Genomic DNA, 16,362 nt, shown 5'->3' with positions numbered 1-16,362 from the left:
GCGTTGAACGGAGGACCGGCAGGTGGAGCAGCTCCCCGGACCCACTGCGTTGCGGCAGGAGCCGCGGCAGGCGCTGGTGCTCGAGCTGGAGCAGGTCGGCGCGGAACTGCTCCCCGACGTCGGCGGCAAGGCGGCCAACCTCGGTGAACTGATGCGCGCCGGGCTGCCGGTCCCGGCTGGTTTTTGCCTCACCACACAGGCCTACCGGCGTGCCACCGCCCCGGCCGGGCTGGACGCTGTCCATGCGGAGCTGGCCGGGACCGCCCCGGATGACCTCCCGGGGCTCGCCGGGCTGGCCGCCGCCGCCCGCCGGCTGGTCCTGGCCGCGGCGGTTCCGGCTGACATTGCCGAGGCCGTGCGGGACGCCTACGCCGCGCTGGGAACCGACGTCCCGGTGGCCGTGCGCTCGTCCGCGACCGCCGAGGACCTGCCCTTCGCGAGCTTTGCCGGCCAACAGGACACCTTCCTGAACGTGGTGGGCGTCGACGCGGTCCTGGCCGCGGTCCGGCAGTGCTGGGCCTCGCTCTGGACCGACCGCGCCGTGAGCTACCGCGCCACCCACGGGATCAGCCCCTCGACGGTGGCGCTGGCCGTGGTCGTCCAGCGGATGGTCGACGCAGCGGTGGCAGGGGTGCTGTTCACCGCGAATCCGGTGACCGGAAGACGGCACGAGGCGGTTATTGACGCCAGCCCGGGGCTCGGCGAGGCGGTCGTGTCCGGGGCAGTCAACCCGGACCACTTCGTCGTCGACAGCACCATGCAAAGGATTCTGGAGCGCCGGATCGGCAGCAAGCAGGTGGTGATCCGGCCGCTTCCGGGCGGAGGGACCGAACGGATCGAGCTGTCCGGGCCACGGTCGCAGCCCTGCCTGGACGACGCCCAGCTTGCGGCGCTGGAGCGTCTGGGTCGCCGCGCCGAAATACACTTCGGCGCGCCGCAGGACCTCGAATGGGCCGTCGCCAGCGGCGGAGAGCTGTGGCTGACGCAGTCACGGCCCATCACCACCCTCTATCCGATGCCGGAGCGGCGGCGGGTCCGGGACGGGACACGCGTCTACCTGTGCTTCAGCCTGGCCCAGGGCCTGACCCGCCCGCTGACCCCGATGGGGCTGGCAGCCTTCCGGCTGATTGCCTCCTCCGTGGCGCGCGCGGCGCACTTCGACGTCGCCGAGCCGCACGACGGGCCGCCACCCTACGTCGAGGCCGGCCAGCGCCTCTTCTTCGACCTGACGCCGGTGCTGCGGAGCGCCGTCGGGCGGGCGGTCGTTCCCCGGGTCTTCGACGTGATGGAAGCCCGCTCCGCGACCGTGATGCGGAAGCTGTTCGCGGACCCCCGCTTTTCCGTCACCAGCAGATCCCCGTGGCGCGTGCTGCGGCACGTCGGCCCGGTGGCGGCGCGCGCCCGCGTCCCGGAGGCGCTGCTCCGCGCCGTGTTCCGGCCCGAAGCCGCGCTGCGCCGTGCGGAACGATTCGGCGAGCGGTTCCGGGCCGCCCTCATCGTGCCGGCCGGCGCCACAACGGGGCAGCGCCTGGACCACGTGGAGCGCATCCTGGGACGGGAGCTGTTCCCGGTGGTCCCGAACATCCTGCCGCTGCCGGCGCTGGGTTTTGCCCTGCTGGCGGCCGCCGGCAGGCTGTTGGGGCCCGCGGCCGGGCCAGGGTCGCTGCAGCAGGTCCTGCGCGGGCTGCCCAGCAACGTGACCACCGAAATGGACCTGGCACTCTGGCGGCTCGCCTCCGCCATCCGGGCCGACGCCGGATCCGCTGCCGTGTTCGACGGCGTGGCGGTGCCGGAGCTGGTCCGCCGCTACCGCGCCCACGAACTGCCCGCCGTCATGCAGTCGGGGCTCGCCGGCTTCCTGGGCCGCTACGGGCACCGGGCGGTCGCAGAAATCGACGTGGGGATGCCCCGGTGGTCCGACGACCCGGCCCATATCCTCGGAGTCCTGGCCAACTATCTGCGGCTGGAGGACCCCGACCAGGCCCCGGACCTTCAGTTCAGCAGGGCCGCACGGGAGGCCGGGTCGCAGATCGACCGGTTTGCCGCCGCCGCAGGGGAGCGGAGCAGACTGCGGGCAGTCCTCGTCCGGGCGGCACTGAAACGCACCCGGATGTTCGCCGGGCTGCGCGAACTGCCGAAGTACCACATCGTCGAGGCGCTGGCCGTGGTGCGCGGGCAGCTCCAGCACATCGGGGCCGAACTGGCCGCGGCCGGCCGCATAGATGAGGCGGACGACGTCTTCTTCCTCGACCTGGTCGAGACCCGCGAGGCCCTTGCGGGGACCCCGCTGCACGCGGTCGTGGCGCAGCGCCGCGACGCCTACGCCCGGGAACTGGGACGCCGGCACATTCCGCGGGTGCTGCTCTCGGACGGGACGGAACCGGAGGCGCTGCAGGCCAGCGCCGCCGGGGCGGATAGCGCGGCCGCCGGAACGCTGACGGGCACCCCGGCGTCGGCCGGCACGGTGACCGCCGTGGCCCGCGTCATCCTGGAGCCGCAGGGTGCGCAGCTGGAGCCCGGGGAGATCCTGGTGGCACCCTCCACCGACCCGGGCTGGACGCCGCTGTTCCTCACCGCCGGCGGACTGGTGATGGAAATGGGCGGACCCAACTCGCACGGCGCCGTCGTCGCCCGCGAGTACGGAATCCCCGCAGTCGTCGGCGTCCCGGACGCTACCTCGCTGATCCGCACCGGGCACAGCATCACGGTCGACGGCGCCGCCGGCACCGTTGTGCCCGCCGCCGGCCCGGCCCAGGCCGCCGGCCCGGACAGAATTGCCGGCCCTCACCAATCTGCCGCTGAAGGGTGAAACGGGCCATCCCCGGGCGTACTGTTGAAACATGAGCTGCAAGGTTGGAGCGCTGTCACAATGACGCGCAAATGGCTGCGTTGGATCCCCGCCGTGGCGGTGCCTGCCGTGATCGCGGCCGGCGTCCTGTCCGGTTCCCTCCCCGCCACCGCCGGAGACTCACTACCGGACAAGACTCCGCAGCAGGTGCTGCAGATGATCGCCCAGCACGGCGAGAAATCCCTCTCCGGGACCCTGCAACAAAACTCCGAGATCGGCCTGCCGGACCTGCCGAAGTCCGGAGCCGGCGCGGGCTCCGCGGAGACCGCGTGGCTGGAACTGCTGACCGGGCCCCACACCGCCCGCGTCTACCTGGACGGACCCGAAAAGGCCCGGGTTCAGATCCTGGACCGGATGGCGGAACGGAACGCGGTCCGGAACGGGAATGACCTCTGGTTCTACAACTCCAAGGACAACACCGCCGCGCATGCCCAGCTGCCGGCCGGAACTGCCGACCGCCACTCTGCCCGTCCCGGAACACCGACCCCCGAGGAGCTGGCTGACAAGCTTCTCGCCAAGCTCGACGCGAACACTCAGGTGACCGTCGGCGCGGATTCCCAGGTGGCCGGGCGGTCAGCCTACAACCTGGTGCTCACCCCGAAGTCCGGCATCACCCTGATCGAATCGGCCACCATAGCGGTCGACGGCGAAAGCGGCCTGCCGCTCGGCGTCGAACTGAAAGCCCGAGGACAGTCCGAGCCGGCCTTCAGTGTCGCCTTTACGAGCCTCACGCTCGGAGCCCCGGATTCCTCCATCTTCAACTTCACTGCGCCGGCCGGGGCCACCGTGCAGGAGATCCCGGTTCCGGAGCGCAAGACCGGCGCCGCCACACCGCAGGACCTGGCCACAGCGAACGCTGCGAAGCGGCCCACGGTCATCGGAACCGGCTGGGAAACGGTGCTCGCGTTCCCCGCCGGGACCGCACGGCTTCCGGGCACCACACCGCAGACCGAAGCGCCGGACCTCTCGACCACCAACCCGCTGCGGCCCGGCCACGCTGACGCGGAAGGAAACCGTTCCGGCGCCGCCGCGCTGCTGGAGCAGGCTGCCGTGGCCGTCCCGGGCGGCCGGCTGATGTCCACGTCCTTGGTGAACGTGCTGATCCTCGACGACGGCCGTATCCTCGCCGGATCCGTGCCCTTGGAGCGGTTGCAGGCCGCCGCCACGCCGTGGTGAACCGCCCGGTGACAACCGCGTGACCGCCGTCGGGCCGGCGACGGAACTCAGCATCGAGACTTCCGGTCTCAGCAAGCGCTTCGGCCACCAGTTGGCCGTCGACGGCGTTGACCTCGCCGTGCCGAAAGGCTCGGTTTTCGGCTTCCTGGGCCCCAACGGCTCCGGCAAAACGACCACCATCCGGCTCCTGCTCGGCCTCGCCGCTGCCACGAGCGGATCCGTCCGGCTCCTCGGCCAGGAGATGCCCGGGCAGCTGCACGGAGTGCTGCCCCGCGTGGGCGCCCTGGTGGAGGGGCCTGCCTTCTACCCTTTCCTCTCCGGCGCTGCGAACCTGCACCGCTTCGACGCCGCCGACCCGCACGTTCCCGCCGCCACCCGGAAAGCCCGGGTGCAGTCGGCGCTGGAGCGGGTGGGGCTCTCGCATGCCGCGGACAAGAAAGTCCGCGCCTATTCGCTGGGCATGAAACAGCGGCTGGGCATCGCCAACGCCCTGCTGGCACCCCGCGAACTCCTGGTCCTGGACGAACCGACCAACGGCCTGGATCCGCAGGGCACCCGGGAGGTCCGCAGCCTGGTGCGTTCGCTCGCGGCCGACGGCGCCACGGTTTTTGTCTCCAGCCACCTGCTGGCCGAAGTGGAACAGATCTGCACGCACGCCGCCATCATGAGCGCCGGCCGGCTGGTGGCGCAGGGGACCCTTGCGGAGCTGCGGCAGGCCGGGCAGGCACGGATCCGGGTCCTCACGCCCGACGCCGGGACCGCCACCGAAGTGCTGGCCCGGCTGGGACTGGGCGTTGCCGGCGGCACAGTTGCCGGCAGTGCAGATGCCGATGGCGAAGTGCTCTACGCGCCGCTGCCCGCGACGGCCGGCGCTGACGCCGTGGCGCCGGAGGCGGTCGTGGCTGCCCTGGTGACGGCCGGTGTCCGGGTCCGGGGTTTCGCGACCGAACAGGTCAGCCTGGAAGAGCGCTTCGTGGCACTGACGGGGGAGGGCTTCGACGTTGTCCAGTGAAAAATCCGGCACCAGGGGAGGGCCCGTTGCTGCCGAACGCTCCGGCGCCAGCTCCGACCGCGCCGGCTCCGACCGCGCCGGCTCCGGCCTGTCCAGCCCCGCCGCCGCGAGCCCGGGCGGCTCCAACCCGGGTAGGGCCAGCGGAGGCAGGCAGGGCCGGGGTCTGCGGAGGCATGGTCTGCTGGCGTCCGAACTCGGCGTGCTGTTCCGCCGCCGCAGGACCTGGGCCATGCTCGGTGCGCTGGCGGCCATTCCAATCCTGATTGCCCTGGCCGTCCGGCTGTCCTCCGCTGTGCCGGCCGGCCGGGGTCCGGCGTTTCTGGACCGGATTTCCCAGAACGGTCTGTTCGTCGGCGTGACCGCGATGCTGGTCTCCGTTCCGCTGTTCCTGCCGCTGACCGTGGGGGTGGTGGCAGGGGACACCGTGGCCGGCGAGGCCGGGCTGGGAACCCTGCGGTACCTGCTGGTGGCGCCGGCGGGACGGGTCCGGCTGTTGCTGGTGAAATACGCCGGGGCGCTGGTCTTCGCTGTCGCGGCGCCGCTCGTGGTGGCGCTGGTCGGGGCCGGAATCGGTGCGGCCCTTTTCCCGGTGGGGCCGGTTACGCTGCTCTCCGGGGACTCGATCGGAGCGGCGGAAGCACTGCTGCGGCTGCTGCTGATCGCCACCTACCTCGCCGTCTCGCTGCTGGGACTGTCGGCGATCGGGCTCTTTATGTCCACGCTCACGGACGTTCCGGTGGGGGCGATGGCGTCCACGGTGGTGCTCGCGGTGGTCTCGCAGGTCCTTGATGCGCTGCCGCAGCTGGAATGGCTGCACCCGTGGCTTTTCAGCCACTACTGGCTGGACTTCGCGGACCTGCTCCGCCAGCCGGTGGTGTGGGATTCCTTCCTCACAAACGCACTGCTGCAGGGCGGCTACGTCGCCGTTTTCGGTGCGCTCGCGTACGGTAGGTTCGTCACCAAGGACGTGCTCTCCTAGCGCGTAGGTCCGGGCTCAGGCGTGCTGGTGTGATTCGTGCTCCGCGTGGGAGACAGGTTCCAGCTGGAAGGTGCAGTGTTCGGTGTCGAAGTGCGAGCCCAGGCAGCTGACCAGCTTGTCCAGGACCTGATCCGCGCCCCGGGCCCCCAGCGCCGCGTCCTCCACCACGACGTGGGCGGAAAACACGGGCACCCCGGAGGTGATGGTCCAGATGTGGATGTCGTGCACCGACACCACCCCCTCGACGGCGAGGATATGCTCCCGGATCAGCTGGACTTCCACACCCTTGGGCGTCGCTTCCAGCAGCACATCCACCACGTCCCGGAGCAGATGCCAGGCCCGTGGCAGGATCATCAGCGCGATAACGATCGAGGCGATGGTGTCGGCCGTCTGATAGCCGGTGACCATAATGACCACTGCGGCGGCGATCACGGCGATAGAGCCGAGCAGGTCGCCCAGGACCTCGAGGTAGGCGCCGCGAACGTTCAGGCTCTCCTTCTGCGCGCCGCGGAGGATCAGGAGGGAGATGAGGTTGGCGACGGCGCCCAGGACCGCTGCGTAAAGCATGACGTCGGTCTGCACCTCGGGGGTGGAGCCCAGGCGCCGGATGGCCTCGGTGAAGATGACCACCGAGATCACGATCAGCACCAGGGCGTTGGCCAGCGCGGCGAGGACTTCGGCGCGCTGGTAGCCGTAGGTGCGCTGGTCGCTGGCCGGCCGGGAGGCGATCCAGGCGGCCAGCAGGGCGATGAAGACTCCGGCCGCGTCGGAGAGCATGTGCCCGGCGTCCGCCAGCAGTGCCAGGGACCCGGAAACCAGGGCGCCGATGATCTGGATCAGGACGACGCCGAGGGTAATGGCCAGCACGGCGACCAGCCGCTTGCGGTGCTTTGCAGTGCCAGTGGCAGAGCCTGCGATGCCGTGCGAGTGGCTGTGGTCGTGTCCCATGCCTACAAGGCTAGCCCCAGCCGAGCTCGTGCAGGCGGTCGTCGCTGATGCCGAAGTGGTGCGCGATCTCGTGGACCACGGTGACGGTGACTTCCTCGACCACGTCCTCGCGGGATTCGCAGATCTCCAGGATCGGGTCGCGGTAGATGGTGATGCGGTCCGGCAGCGAGCCGGCGTCCCACCACGAGTCCCGCTCGGTCAGCGGCACACCCTCGTAGAGGCCCAGCAGTACGGTGTCCGGGTCCTCGCCGGGCTGCGGTGTGTAGTCGTCCTCGATGAAGATGGCGACGTTGTTCATGGTCTTGGCGAGGTCCGGCGGGATCCGGTCGAGGGCGTCGTTGACTGCGGCCTCGAAGTCGTCGTCGGACATCGGGAACGCGGCGTGATCGTGGCCGTTCCCGCTGTCGTCCGGTTCACCCGGGTCATTTGGTGTGTGAGGTCCGTCCGGGATGATGGGCAGGCCTGGCGGCAGGGAGGCGGGCATAGCTGAAACTCTAGCGTCGAATCAGCGGGACCGGCGCCGCGTCAGTCCGACGCCCACGAGGCAGATGCCGCCGCCGACCAGGCCCCAAATGGTGGGTATTTCGCCGAGCACCAGCCACGAGATCAGAATCGTGGTGCCAGGCACCAGATACGTGGTGGCGGCGAGCCGGCCGGCGTCGATCAGCGACAGCGCATAAGCCCAGGTGGTGAAGGCGATCGCGGTCGGGAAGACGCCGAGATAGACCAGTCCCAGCGTGGCCGGCAGCGGGGCCGCCTGCAGTTCGCCGAGCAGCTGGCCGCTGAACGGCAGGCAGCAGATGGCGCCGACCATAATGCCGAACCAGGTGGCCTGGGCGGCAGGGAACTTCCGCAGCACCGGTTTTTGCACAATGACGCTCACCGCGGCGAGGGCAGCCGCCAGCAGGCAGAGCAGCACCCCGGCGACATCCGCCGTCGACCGCTGGCCGGAGCCGAGCGCGATCACCGCGACGCCGCCGAAGGCGACGAGGCTGCCGATGATCAGCCAGCGCGGGAAGCCCTCCTTGAGGATCAGGCCGGCCATGATGGCGACCAGGATCGGGTTGACGTTGATCAGCAGGGCGGCCGTGCCGGCGTCGAGGAGGTGCTCGGCGGCGTTCAGCGCGACGTTGTAGCCGCCGAACCACATCACGCCGTAGGCCAGGATGGGCCACCATTCGCGGCCCCGGGGGAGGTTCTTGTGTTTCAGGAGCTGGGGCAGCACCACTGCCCCCAGCACGACGGCGGCAATCGCCAGCCGGCCCAGGGTCAGGGAGCCGGGGGAAAAGCTGGGCCCGACCGCGCGGATGCCCACAAAGGCGGAGGCCCACAGCACCACGGTGACGATGACGGCGGCGATGCCGAGCCTGCTGATCTGGCCCGGCGGCAGGGGCGTCCTGGCGGGCTGCGTGGCGGGCCGGGGAGCGGGCGCCGGCCCTTCGTGGGTACTGTCCGGATGGGTGCGGTCCGGATCCGCGTCGACTGGACCCACACCCCCCGGATGGGTGCGGTCCGGGTGGGGTGGGCCTGCTGGTGCGGTTGTTGCCATGTTGCCAATCTAGTCCGTGCCTCGTCCCGGGGACTGGCGGAATTCGGTCACGTCTAGTCGAGTTCCTGCCAGCGGCCGTGCCGTCGGTCCCGGCGGGGTCAGCGGAGCGGGCGGGCGGCGGCCTGGATTGCCGCCGCGACCTCGTCGAGGGCGGCCGACCCGTGCCGCCATTGCTGCCAGTGGAGCGGCACGTCCACATGCGCCGCCGGATCCAGGGCAACCAGTGTGCGGCGCTTCAGTTCCTCCGAGACCTCGATTTCCGGCAGCAGCCCCCAGCCCATTCCCCAGCGGATGGCTTCGCCGAACTCGTGTGCGGCCGGGACGTAATGCCGGGGCGGCTGGAGGGCCCGGCGGCTGGCGCCCCGGAGGTAGCGGTCCTGCAGATCGTCCTTGCGGTCGAAAGTGATGACGGGGGCGGCGGTGAGCGATTCCGCCGTCGCGCGCTGCGGAAACCACCGGGCGGCAAAGTCCGGGGTGCAAACCGGCAGGTAGCGCATCACACCCAGACGCCGGGAGGAGCAGCCCGGGGCGGCCTTTGCCGTGGTGGTGATGGCGGCGGCTGCGGCGCCGCTGCGCAGGAGTTCCAGCGAGTAGTCCTGGTCCTCGCGCAGGATCTCCAGCAGGACCTTGTCCGCCACCGCCGCGAGCCCGGGCAGCGCCCAGGTGTGCAGGGAATCGCTGTTGATGACCAGGGTCAGCCGGACGCTGTCGGGCTGGGCTCCCGGCTGCAGTTCTTCAGCCAGATCGGCGGCGAGCATCTCCAACTGCCGGGCGAAGCGCACCACCGCCTGGCCGGACGCGGTGAGTTCGACCGGGCGGGTCCGGGTCAGTACCGGCCGGCCGACTGCCACCTCGAGGGCGCGGACGCGCTGGCTGACTGCCGACGCAGTGACCGAGAGGTGGGTGGCGGCGGCCTCGAAGCTGCCGTTGGCCACGATTGCAGCCAGGGTGCGGGCCTGTTCCGGAGAAACATCGATCATTAGCTCATCTTATGTTGCTGCAAAATTATTAACTGGTCTCATTCTGGAGTGACCCCTAGCGTGGGTGATGTGATCCTCTCTCTCGTATCGGGCCTGGCCAGCGGGCTGTCCCTCATCGTGGCCATCGGCGCCCAGAACGCCTTCGTGCTCCGGCAGGGGGTGCAGCGGGCGCACGTGGCGCTGGTTGTTGCCGTCTGCGCCATCTCGGACCTGGTGCTGATTGTGCTGGGCGTTGCCGGGGTCGGCGTCGTTATTGAGCGGGCCCCCGCGGTTCTCGAGCTGGTGCGCTGGGCCGGGGCCATTTTCCTGCTGGTCTACGGCGGCAGGGCTGCCTTGCGGGCGGTCCGCGGGGGGCAGCTGGCCCAGCCGGCTGCCGGGTCCAAGGGAACCTGGGCGGCTGCGCTGGGGACCTGTCTGGCGTTGACCTGGCTGAATCCGCACGTTTATCTGGATACCGTTCTGCTCCTTGGTTCCCTGGCCGGGACCCACGGGGCGGACGGGCGGTGGTGGTTTGCTGCCGGTGCAGGGTTCGGCAGCGTGCTGTGGTTCGTTGCGCTCGGCGTCGGGGCCCGGTACCTCGCGCCGCTGTTCGCCCGGCCGGGCAGCTGGCGTGTGCTCGACGGCGGCATCGCGTTGGTCATGGTCATACTGGCCGTCATGCTCGTAGCCTGATCCTGTCAGTCTGCCCGCAGCGCCTCGAAGAAATGAACTCGAAGAAGGAACCGACCATGTACATCCCCTCGCATTTCGCCGTAGACCAGGAAGCCATCACGGAGCTGCTGTCGGACCACGGGGCAGCAAACCTGGTGACCTCGACGGAGCGCGGCCTGCTCGCCACCCTGCTGCCGTTTGTTTACGACCCGGCGGCCGGCGACCACGGGGCGCTGCTGGGTCATGTTGCCCGCAACAATGAGCAATGGCTGTTGCCGGCGCTGGGCGAATCCCTCGCCATCCTGCAGCGGTCCGATGCGTACATTTCGCCGTCCTGGTACCCGTCCAAGGCTGAACACGGCCGGGTGGTCCCCACCTGGAACTACACCACCGCGCACGTCTATGGCCGGCTCGTCATCCATGACGACCCGGCCTGGGTTGACGCCCTGGTCCGGCGGCTGACGACGCTGCACGAAGCGTCTTCCGAACAGCCCTGGGCGGTGGATGATGCGCCGCCGCGGTTCGTCGCGGGTCAGCTCCGGGCGATTGTCGGCGTCGAACTGGTCATCACCCGGGTGGAAGCGAAACGGAAACTCAGCCAGAACCGGCCGGCCGCCGACGTCGACGGCGTCATCGCGGGTTTGCGCGCCAAGGGCGAGCTGGCGGCGGCCGCCGACGTCGAGCGGGCGCAGCCGGATCCGACGCTCCGGGGATGAGCGCCGGACAGGCCGGCGACCGCGATTTTGGATAATCCGGGGGTCTGCCCTTATAGTTTTATAGTCCAGTTCGGAGGAACCCGAAAGGACAAAAATGAACGGCTTCGGCCCTTAATTTTTGCCTTTGTTTCAGTGGGTTTAACCGGATGGCGTTCTGGCCCCCATCGTCTAGCGGCCTAGGACACCGCCCTTTCACGGCGGCGGCACGGGTTCGAATCCCGTTGGGGGTACGCAAGGAACTGGTCTGGCCGGGTGTGAAAGTCTGGTAGGCTAAAGGCCTTGAAAAATTGCGGTAGCGATACTGCGGAAGCAAGAAAATAGCAAGGCCCTGTAGCGCAGTTGGTTAGCGCGCCGCCCTGTCACGGCGGAGGTCGCGGGTTCAAGTCCCGTCAGGGTCGCTCTGATTGCCAGAAGAAATTCCGGCTCTCATGGTGACATGTCACCTAGGCTCTGTAGCTCAGTTGGTAGAGCGTTCGACTGAAAATCGAAAGGTCACCGGATCGACGCCGGTCGGAGCCACCAGCTAGAACCCCGCTGTTCCTCGTGTTTACACGGGAACGGCGGGGTTTTTTCGTTGTGCGGGGAGACCGGCGATTCAGTCTCAATCATGCGGAATCAGCCAAGGTCGATAACAGACCTCTGGTATTCCCTTGGTATATGCCCCGGCCCCGGCATGATGCGGTGAGACTGGTTGCCTAAATCTGTTCTTCTTAGCAGCGCATTCGCGCAGGGGAGTGCGTCAGCTTCGAGAGCGCTTCGATCCGCCGGCGTGGAACTGTCTTGGTCCTGGGAACGTGCCAGTAGGGTCAGCTGCGGCCGGGGTAATTGCGGCTGTTTCTTCATCCACTAGTTAGCTGGTTTCAGTCATTGCGCCGACGATCCAGGTTGATCGTTGGTGGGCCTAACGTCGGCAGGGCAGTGTCAATGACGATCCAGATCCTTTCAGCCCCCGCTGATTCAGGTGGGTCTGGTCACGGGCGGATATGTTAATGCCTGCTTCAACTGCTGCTGAGTCGCCTTTGTTAATGCGATACCGGCGATGGCGGCTAGCGCCACGCAGTCTCTGTATGGGACGGCCTGCGTCAGGATGATATACGCCTTGTAGACGGGGTTAGGGGAGGATTGCATCTTGACGGCGCCACCTAGTCCGGTGATCCACACCCTGGCGAGACCCGCCGCCCAGCCTCCGGTGGCGATACTGAGCACGCAACCGCCCGTCACCGGCGAAGTAAGCCACTCCGGTGGCGTCGGAAAGTCCTCGTGTGCCACCTCGTGGGGTACACCGAGGCACTGGCCGCCGGGGCCGACGATGCATCCGAACGGGATGAGTTGAAGGTTGCTTGCCCCGCCATATCCCCACCAGTCATTAAGAGTGAACTGTTGGGCGAGCTCTGGCACCACGTCGAACTTCGCCCAACTGGGGAACTTACTGCCGCCCGGGACGGTCCAGTTCGTGCCCGGGAACTTGGCGCAGTAAGAGTCACTTTCGGTGTAGGTCCTCCCGTTTAGCGTAATGGAGGTACGTTGGACCGCCTGCGGACAGGTGAGCCCTTGAGGGTACGATGTGACATTCTGATAGATCACTTCGGCTGTGCTTTGCCCCCCGGCTACCGACATGGACGACAAGCGCACATTGAACGGACTTCCGGTACCGTTACCCAGGACTCTGCTGAGCATGTAGACCCCGTCTGGCGTGACGGCCGCTCGGGCAGCAGGTGTTCCCGCCACCACCGCGAAGCAGCCCAACGCCAGAGAAACCACTAAGAGCAACGAGGCCGACGTCGATTGATTTGGTCTGCGCATGATGTCCTCCAAAGGGTGGTTGTGCGCATGCGGCCCTCTGGACGTCGGAAGGCTCGCTGGCTCAACCGTGGACGACCAGGGAATGGGTTTGGGACGGCCGCCAAGGTTAGGGAGCCGGCCCCGGTTTAGATAGGCGTGGCTTCATACGGTGGACAGTCCTTGAGGACTGTGACACGGCCGTAAGCTGTGGCTCGTTGAATCCGATCTAACTGGCATACATCCGCTGTTAATACGTGTCAAGCCCGGAAATCTCCCCCAGCTCCGGGCATCGTTTGGTCCTGCCATCCCGTGACCGGTGGCCCGGGAACAGGAGACTTCGAACTTCACCAGCCTGTACTTACGCGGATGCCGGTGCATATGACTTCGACAGATCAACATCACGCCTGCAAGCGCGTACCAGGCTGCCGAGAACCACTGGAGCACAGTGACACCCAAGGCGGATTTCAAAGTTGGGCAATGATGCTGGAGAAGTATCTGACTGATGGGGGATACCGCTGACTAACGTCAGGCATCTTCCGATACTTGCGGCGGATTGGCATCTGCTGCGGCATTTCCTGACACGATTGTTTGCGGGTCTAAGGGGTCAGCTCCATCTGTCCACAATGGGCATAACCCGCCAGACAGGCCTGCCCTAACGCGGTGGAAAGGCCCCCGGGCGGAGTGTCCAACTTCTGTTTGCATTTTCCGGCGCGTGTTCGATGGCGAGACCGCTGTTGGTTCGACGCGCCCCCTCGATCCCACCTGTGCGACTTCGGCAGGGTAGGTCTGTCTCCACCCAGTCCGGCGACGAGCGCCCGGGCTCTCCTTGCCATGAAAGAGCGTTCCGAAAACCCGCCCGTCCTCTCTGCTTCGCTGCCGGTTCAGACCGGACCTACGGCAGCGGTCAGCCAAGTGACCGGCCGGCCTCCCGCCCCAAAGTGCGTCTTCCGGCGTCATGTGGACGTCAGCAGACTCTCGGCTCCAGCGGCGGACAGGTGGGTCCCGTTGTACTGTGTCCTCAGGGCCCCCGCTCTCCTGACCCGGCAAGTCTGGAAGAGGAGCGCGCGCGGCCGGATGTGGATTCCGGGCTCAGCCGGAATCCCTAACAAAGGAATAGCGTATGTCGATGCAGCCGCCGTCCGTTCCGGGTGGCCCTCATGGCGCCGACTCTGCAAACCAAAGCCTTAATTCGGCGTGCGGCGCTGAGCCTGCGGGGATACGCCGGCAGGCCGCTTGGATTGTTGAGACGGTGCTGGCCGACCCAGCGCCGGAGCTGGCCCATGTCAAGGGACTGCTGCGCGGACATCTGGCTGCCCATCCGGGACGGCCGGACATTGCGTTGGCGGAGCATCTGGCGGCTCTCAGATCTCTCACGAGACTGCCTGAGGAATCCGAGGCACTGTCGTCCAGACAACGGATACCTGCCCGGGATTCCCAAGAAAGCATGAATTTAAGGATCCAGACGGTCCTGAAAGGCCGGATGCTGGTGACCGCTTTCCAACCGATCCGTGAACTGTCCACCGGTGGGGTTGTTGGAGTCGAAGCATTCACGCGGTTCGTCAGCGATGGGGGCGACACCGCGGGGGAGTGGTTCGCTGCGGCCGCCGACGCGCGGCTCGGCAGCGAGCTTGAAATCGCGGCCCTGGAGTCTGCCCTCGCCTCGGCTGTGCACCTCCCGGCGCACGTGTACGTGGCCCTGAAACTCTCACCGGCCACCTGTTTGGACCCGCTCCTGCCAGGACTGCTCGAGGAATCCATGGTCGCCGTCGACCGCGTGGTCCTCGAGCTGACTGACGCACTGACAGACATGCAGCCCGCCGCTCTGGTCGTTGCGCTGGCGCCTCTGCGCCGGCGAGGGCTCCGTCTGGCGGTTGACCACGTGGGATCGCACTTCGATTCCATCCGCCAGATCAGGCAAATCTGCCCCGACTTCATCAAACTCGACCGTAACCTCGTGGCCGGAATCGATACGGACACGCTCCGTCACGCCTTCGGCGAGGTCATGATCGATTTTGCTGAGCAGCTCGGAGCGGTGCTCATCGCGGAAGGCATCGAGACCAGCAGTGAACTTGCAGCCGTCGCAGCTCTCGGTGTGACAACCGGTCAGGGCTATCTCCTCGGCCGGCCCACGGTCCGGCTCCGGGACTGGGCCGGGTGGAAGGACCCGGTCCAGGAATTCCGGCCGTTGGCAGCTGACGGCGCGGGTTCTTCCTGACTGCAGGCCGGGCGGTGCACTTTGCGTCGAGAGGCCCCATCACCCGGCCCTAAGAACTCAAACGCGGACGGAAGACATGGGCATGAATATGCCGAATTTCTTGTGCCCACGTCGCCGAACACGAGGTTGGCATCCCGGGCTAAAACTTCACCGCGCTCCACGACGACAACGCGGGGGTCCCGCATCCCCTGCTGACGCATCTGTTCGCGGAAACGCCCGGAAGCGGGGACGTGTCCCTATGTTTTTTGTCAAGCGGTTTGGGGAGCTTTTTCCTCGTAGAGTGTGCCGTTGCGGAGCATGGCGTGGATGACGTCGCAGCGGCGGCGTGCCAGGCAGATGACGGCGGCGTTGTGTTTCTTCCCTTCGGCGCGTTTCCGGTCGTAGTAGGCCTTGGAAACGCGGTCGTGGCAGGAGGCGGTCCAGGCGGATCGGAAGAGTGCATTCTTGAGTTCCTTGTTGCCGGAGCGGGCAGGGAATTCGCCACGGATGGAGGTCCCGGACCGTCGAGTGACCGGTGCGATGCCGGCGTAGGCGGCGAGGTGGCCGGAGGTGCGGAAGCTGCTCCCGTCGCCGATGGTCAGGAGTATCGTGGCGGCGGTCTTGATGCCAACTCCCGGCATGGACATCAAGACCCGGGAAAGAGGGAAGTCGTCCAGGAGCTTTTCGACTTCTTCGGCCACGATGGTCCGTTGGTATTTGAGTTCCTTGATCTGGGCGGCGACGCGTGGGATGACCAGCTCCACCGCCTCGGTCCCGGCGACGGTTACCGTCTGCTCGCCCAGGGCGGCGAACACGGCGTCGATGAGCGCGGCCGGGTCTTTGCGGCTATGGTTGCGGGCCCAGCGCAGCACATTCCCGCGTCCCGCGGCACGAAGACCGGTCGGGCCCGCGTATTTGATCAGCATTTCCAGGACCAGGGAACGGGTCAGGACGGTGCCGGGAAATGCCCGTTCCAGGGCCGGGAAGATCTGCAGCAGCAGGGACCGGAGCCGGTTGATCGCACGGGTGCATTCGTGGGTCAGATCCTCATCAAATCCGGAGAGCACCTTCAGCGCCGAGAGGACCTCGCTGTCACGGTCGACCGCGCGCAGAGTGTGCGGCATCGCGCGCGCCGTGGCCGCGATGATGAAGGCGTCACGGGCATCGGTCTTGGACTTTCCCGGGTAGAGGTCTGCCGCTTTGCGCATGGCCAGTCCCGGCAGATAAGCAACCTCGCAACCACAATCCCGGGCTACAGCAACCGGCAGCGCCCCGATGGTGTTGGGCTGGTCGACCACCACCAGGACCTGTCCGTGCTCCTGGAGGGCGGTAAACAGCATCCGGAGCCGTGCCTCGTCTTGCGGCAACGGTTTGTCGAAAACCCGCTCCCCGGCGGCGTTGAGCGCGGTCGCATGATGTTCGCTCTTGCCGACATCGAGCCCGCAGAAGATGTCGAATTCCTGTTCCATACCGGCGCTCCTTTGCACCACCATATGGCCGCAGTCACGACACCCGATGCCGGCACCC

13 protein-coding genes and 3 tRNA genes are annotated in these 16,362 nt (G+C 67.6%); 10 read left to right on the top strand and 6 right to left on the bottom strand.

The window, feature by feature from the left end; all coding sequences use genetic code 11:
* Positions 1-22 precede the first annotated feature (22 nt).
* From AC50YM_RS01285 to AC50YM_RS01270, 4 genes are all read left to right on the top strand, one after another.
* Complete coding sequence (locus AC50YM_RS01285) at positions 23-2,809, top strand: PEP/pyruvate-binding domain-containing protein (RefSeq protein WP_494955198.1); 2,787 nt, start codon at positions 23-25, stop codon at positions 2,807-2,809.
* Between the two features lie 60 nt (positions 2,810-2,869).
* The gene (locus AC50YM_RS01280) at positions 2,870-4,024 is read left to right on the top strand and encodes a LolA family protein (protein ID WP_494955197.1); all 1,155 of its coding nucleotides are present in this window, start codon (positions 2,870-2,872) and stop codon (positions 4,022-4,024) included.
* A 19-nt stretch (positions 4,025-4,043) separates the two neighbouring features.
* On the top strand, positions 4,044-5,036 hold the full coding sequence (locus tag AC50YM_RS01275) for an ABC transporter ATP-binding protein (RefSeq protein ID WP_494955196.1): 993 nt from the start codon (positions 4,044-4,046) through the stop codon (positions 5,034-5,036).
* A 163-nt stretch (positions 5,037-5,199) separates the two neighbouring features.
* On the top strand, positions 5,200-6,015 hold the full coding sequence (locus AC50YM_RS01270; RefSeq protein WP_494955416.1) for an ABC transporter permease: 816 nt from the start codon (positions 5,200-5,202) through the stop codon (positions 6,013-6,015).
* Between the two features lie 15 nt (positions 6,016-6,030).
* Here AC50YM_RS01270 and AC50YM_RS01265 read toward each other — a convergent pair whose 3' ends face one another.
* The 4 genes from AC50YM_RS01265 to AC50YM_RS01250 form a co-directional block, all read right to left on the bottom strand.
* On the bottom strand, positions 6,031-6,963 hold the full coding sequence (locus AC50YM_RS01265; RefSeq protein ID WP_494955195.1) for a cation diffusion facilitator family transporter: 933 nt from the start codon (positions 6,961-6,963) through the stop codon (positions 6,031-6,033).
* 10 nt (positions 6,964-6,973) lie between these two features.
* Complete coding sequence (locus AC50YM_RS01260) at positions 6,974-7,447, bottom strand: metallopeptidase family protein (protein ID WP_494955194.1); 474 nt, start codon at positions 7,445-7,447, stop codon at positions 6,974-6,976.
* Positions 7,448-7,468: 21 nt separating this feature from the next.
* On the bottom strand, positions 7,469-8,512 hold the full coding sequence (locus AC50YM_RS01255; protein ID WP_494955193.1) for a DMT family transporter: 1,044 nt from the start codon (positions 8,510-8,512) through the stop codon (positions 7,469-7,471).
* 98 nt (positions 8,513-8,610) lie between these two features.
* Positions 8,611-9,492 (bottom strand): LysR family transcriptional regulator ArgP, encoded by an 882-nt coding sequence (locus tag AC50YM_RS01250; protein ID WP_494955192.1) that lies wholly within the window; start codon positions 9,490-9,492, stop codon positions 8,611-8,613.
* A 69-nt stretch (positions 9,493-9,561) separates the two neighbouring features.
* Here AC50YM_RS01250 and AC50YM_RS01245 point away from each other — a divergent pair, with 69 nt between their 5' ends.
* The 5 genes from AC50YM_RS01245 (at position 9,562) to AC50YM_RS01225 (ending at position 11,381) form a co-directional block, all read left to right on the top strand.
* On the top strand, positions 9,562-10,164 hold the full coding sequence (locus tag AC50YM_RS01245; protein ID WP_494955191.1) for a LysE/ArgO family amino acid transporter: 603 nt from the start codon (positions 9,562-9,564) through the stop codon (positions 10,162-10,164).
* Between the two features lie 56 nt (positions 10,165-10,220).
* Entirely contained in the window at positions 10,221-10,859 is a 639-nt protein-coding gene (locus tag AC50YM_RS01240; RefSeq protein WP_494955190.1) for an FMN-binding negative transcriptional regulator, read from the top strand.
* A gap of 157 nt (positions 10,860-11,016) precedes the next feature.
* A tRNA-Glu gene (locus AC50YM_RS01235) sits at positions 11,017-11,089 on the top strand.
* Between the two features lie 94 nt (positions 11,090-11,183).
* Positions 11,184-11,257, top strand: a tRNA-Asp gene (locus AC50YM_RS01230).
* A 48-nt stretch (positions 11,258-11,305) separates the two neighbouring features.
* A tRNA-Phe gene (locus tag AC50YM_RS01225) sits at positions 11,306-11,381 on the top strand.
* A gap of 435 nt (positions 11,382-11,816) precedes the next feature.
* On the opposite strand, the gene AC50YM_RS01220 is transcribed toward AC50YM_RS01225, so the two are convergent.
* Positions 11,817-12,662 carry a hypothetical protein gene (locus tag AC50YM_RS01220; protein WP_494955189.1) on the bottom strand — a complete coding sequence of 282 codons (846 nt, stop codon included), beginning with the start codon at positions 12,660-12,662 and terminating at the stop codon, positions 11,817-11,819.
* A 1,423-nt stretch (positions 12,663-14,085) separates the two neighbouring features.
* Here AC50YM_RS01220 and AC50YM_RS01215 point away from each other — a divergent pair.
* Positions 14,086-14,856, top strand: coding sequence for an EAL domain-containing protein (locus tag AC50YM_RS01215; protein ID WP_494955188.1), 771 nt, complete (start codon positions 14,086-14,088; stop codon positions 14,854-14,856).
* Positions 14,857-15,104: 248 nt separating this feature from the next.
* On the opposite strand, the gene AC50YM_RS01210 is transcribed toward AC50YM_RS01215, so the two are convergent.
* Entirely contained in the window at positions 15,105-16,304 is a 1,200-nt protein-coding gene (locus AC50YM_RS01210; RefSeq protein WP_494955187.1) for an IS110 family RNA-guided transposase, read from the bottom strand.
* Between the last annotated feature and the right edge of the window lie 58 nt (positions 16,305-16,362).

This window comes from Pseudarthrobacter sp. RHLT1-30-1 (assembly GCF_059383415.1).
The sequence above is the reverse complement of the archived record's forward strand: the minus strand, read 5'-3'. Positions and strand labels throughout refer to the sequence as shown.

Excerpts from the sequence above, each read along its gene's own strand:
- AC50YM_RS01210 (WP_494955187.1), bottom strand. The coding sequence starts at position 16,304 with ATGGAACAGGAATTCGACATCTTCTGCGGGCTCGATGTCGGCAAGAGC.
- AC50YM_RS01260 (WP_494955194.1), bottom strand. The coding sequence starts at position 7,447 with ATGCCCGCCTCCCTGCCGCCAGGCCTGCCCATCATCCCGGACGGACCT.
- AC50YM_RS01255 (WP_494955193.1), bottom strand. The coding sequence starts at position 8,512 with ATGGCAACAACCGCACCAGCAGGCCCACCCCACCCGGACCGCACCCAT.
- AC50YM_RS01215 (WP_494955188.1), top strand. The coding sequence starts at position 14,086 with ATGAATTTAAGGATCCAGACGGTCCTGAAAGGCCGGATGCTGGTGACC.
- AC50YM_RS01280 (WP_494955197.1), top strand. The coding sequence starts at position 2,870 with ATGACGCGCAAATGGCTGCGTTGGATCCCCGCCGTGGCGGTGCCTGCC.
- AC50YM_RS01265 (WP_494955195.1), bottom strand. The coding sequence starts at position 6,963 with ATGGGACACGACCACAGCCACTCGCACGGCATCGCAGGCTCTGCCACT.
- AC50YM_RS01220 (WP_494955189.1), bottom strand. The coding sequence starts at position 12,662 with ATGCGCAGACCAAATCAATCGACGTCGGCCTCGTTGCTCTTAGTGGTT.
- AC50YM_RS01250 (WP_494955192.1), bottom strand. The coding sequence starts at position 9,492 with ATGATCGATGTTTCTCCGGAACAGGCCCGCACCCTGGCTGCAATCGTG.
- AC50YM_RS01240 (WP_494955190.1), top strand. The coding sequence starts at position 10,221 with ATGTACATCCCCTCGCATTTCGCCGTAGACCAGGAAGCCATCACGGAG.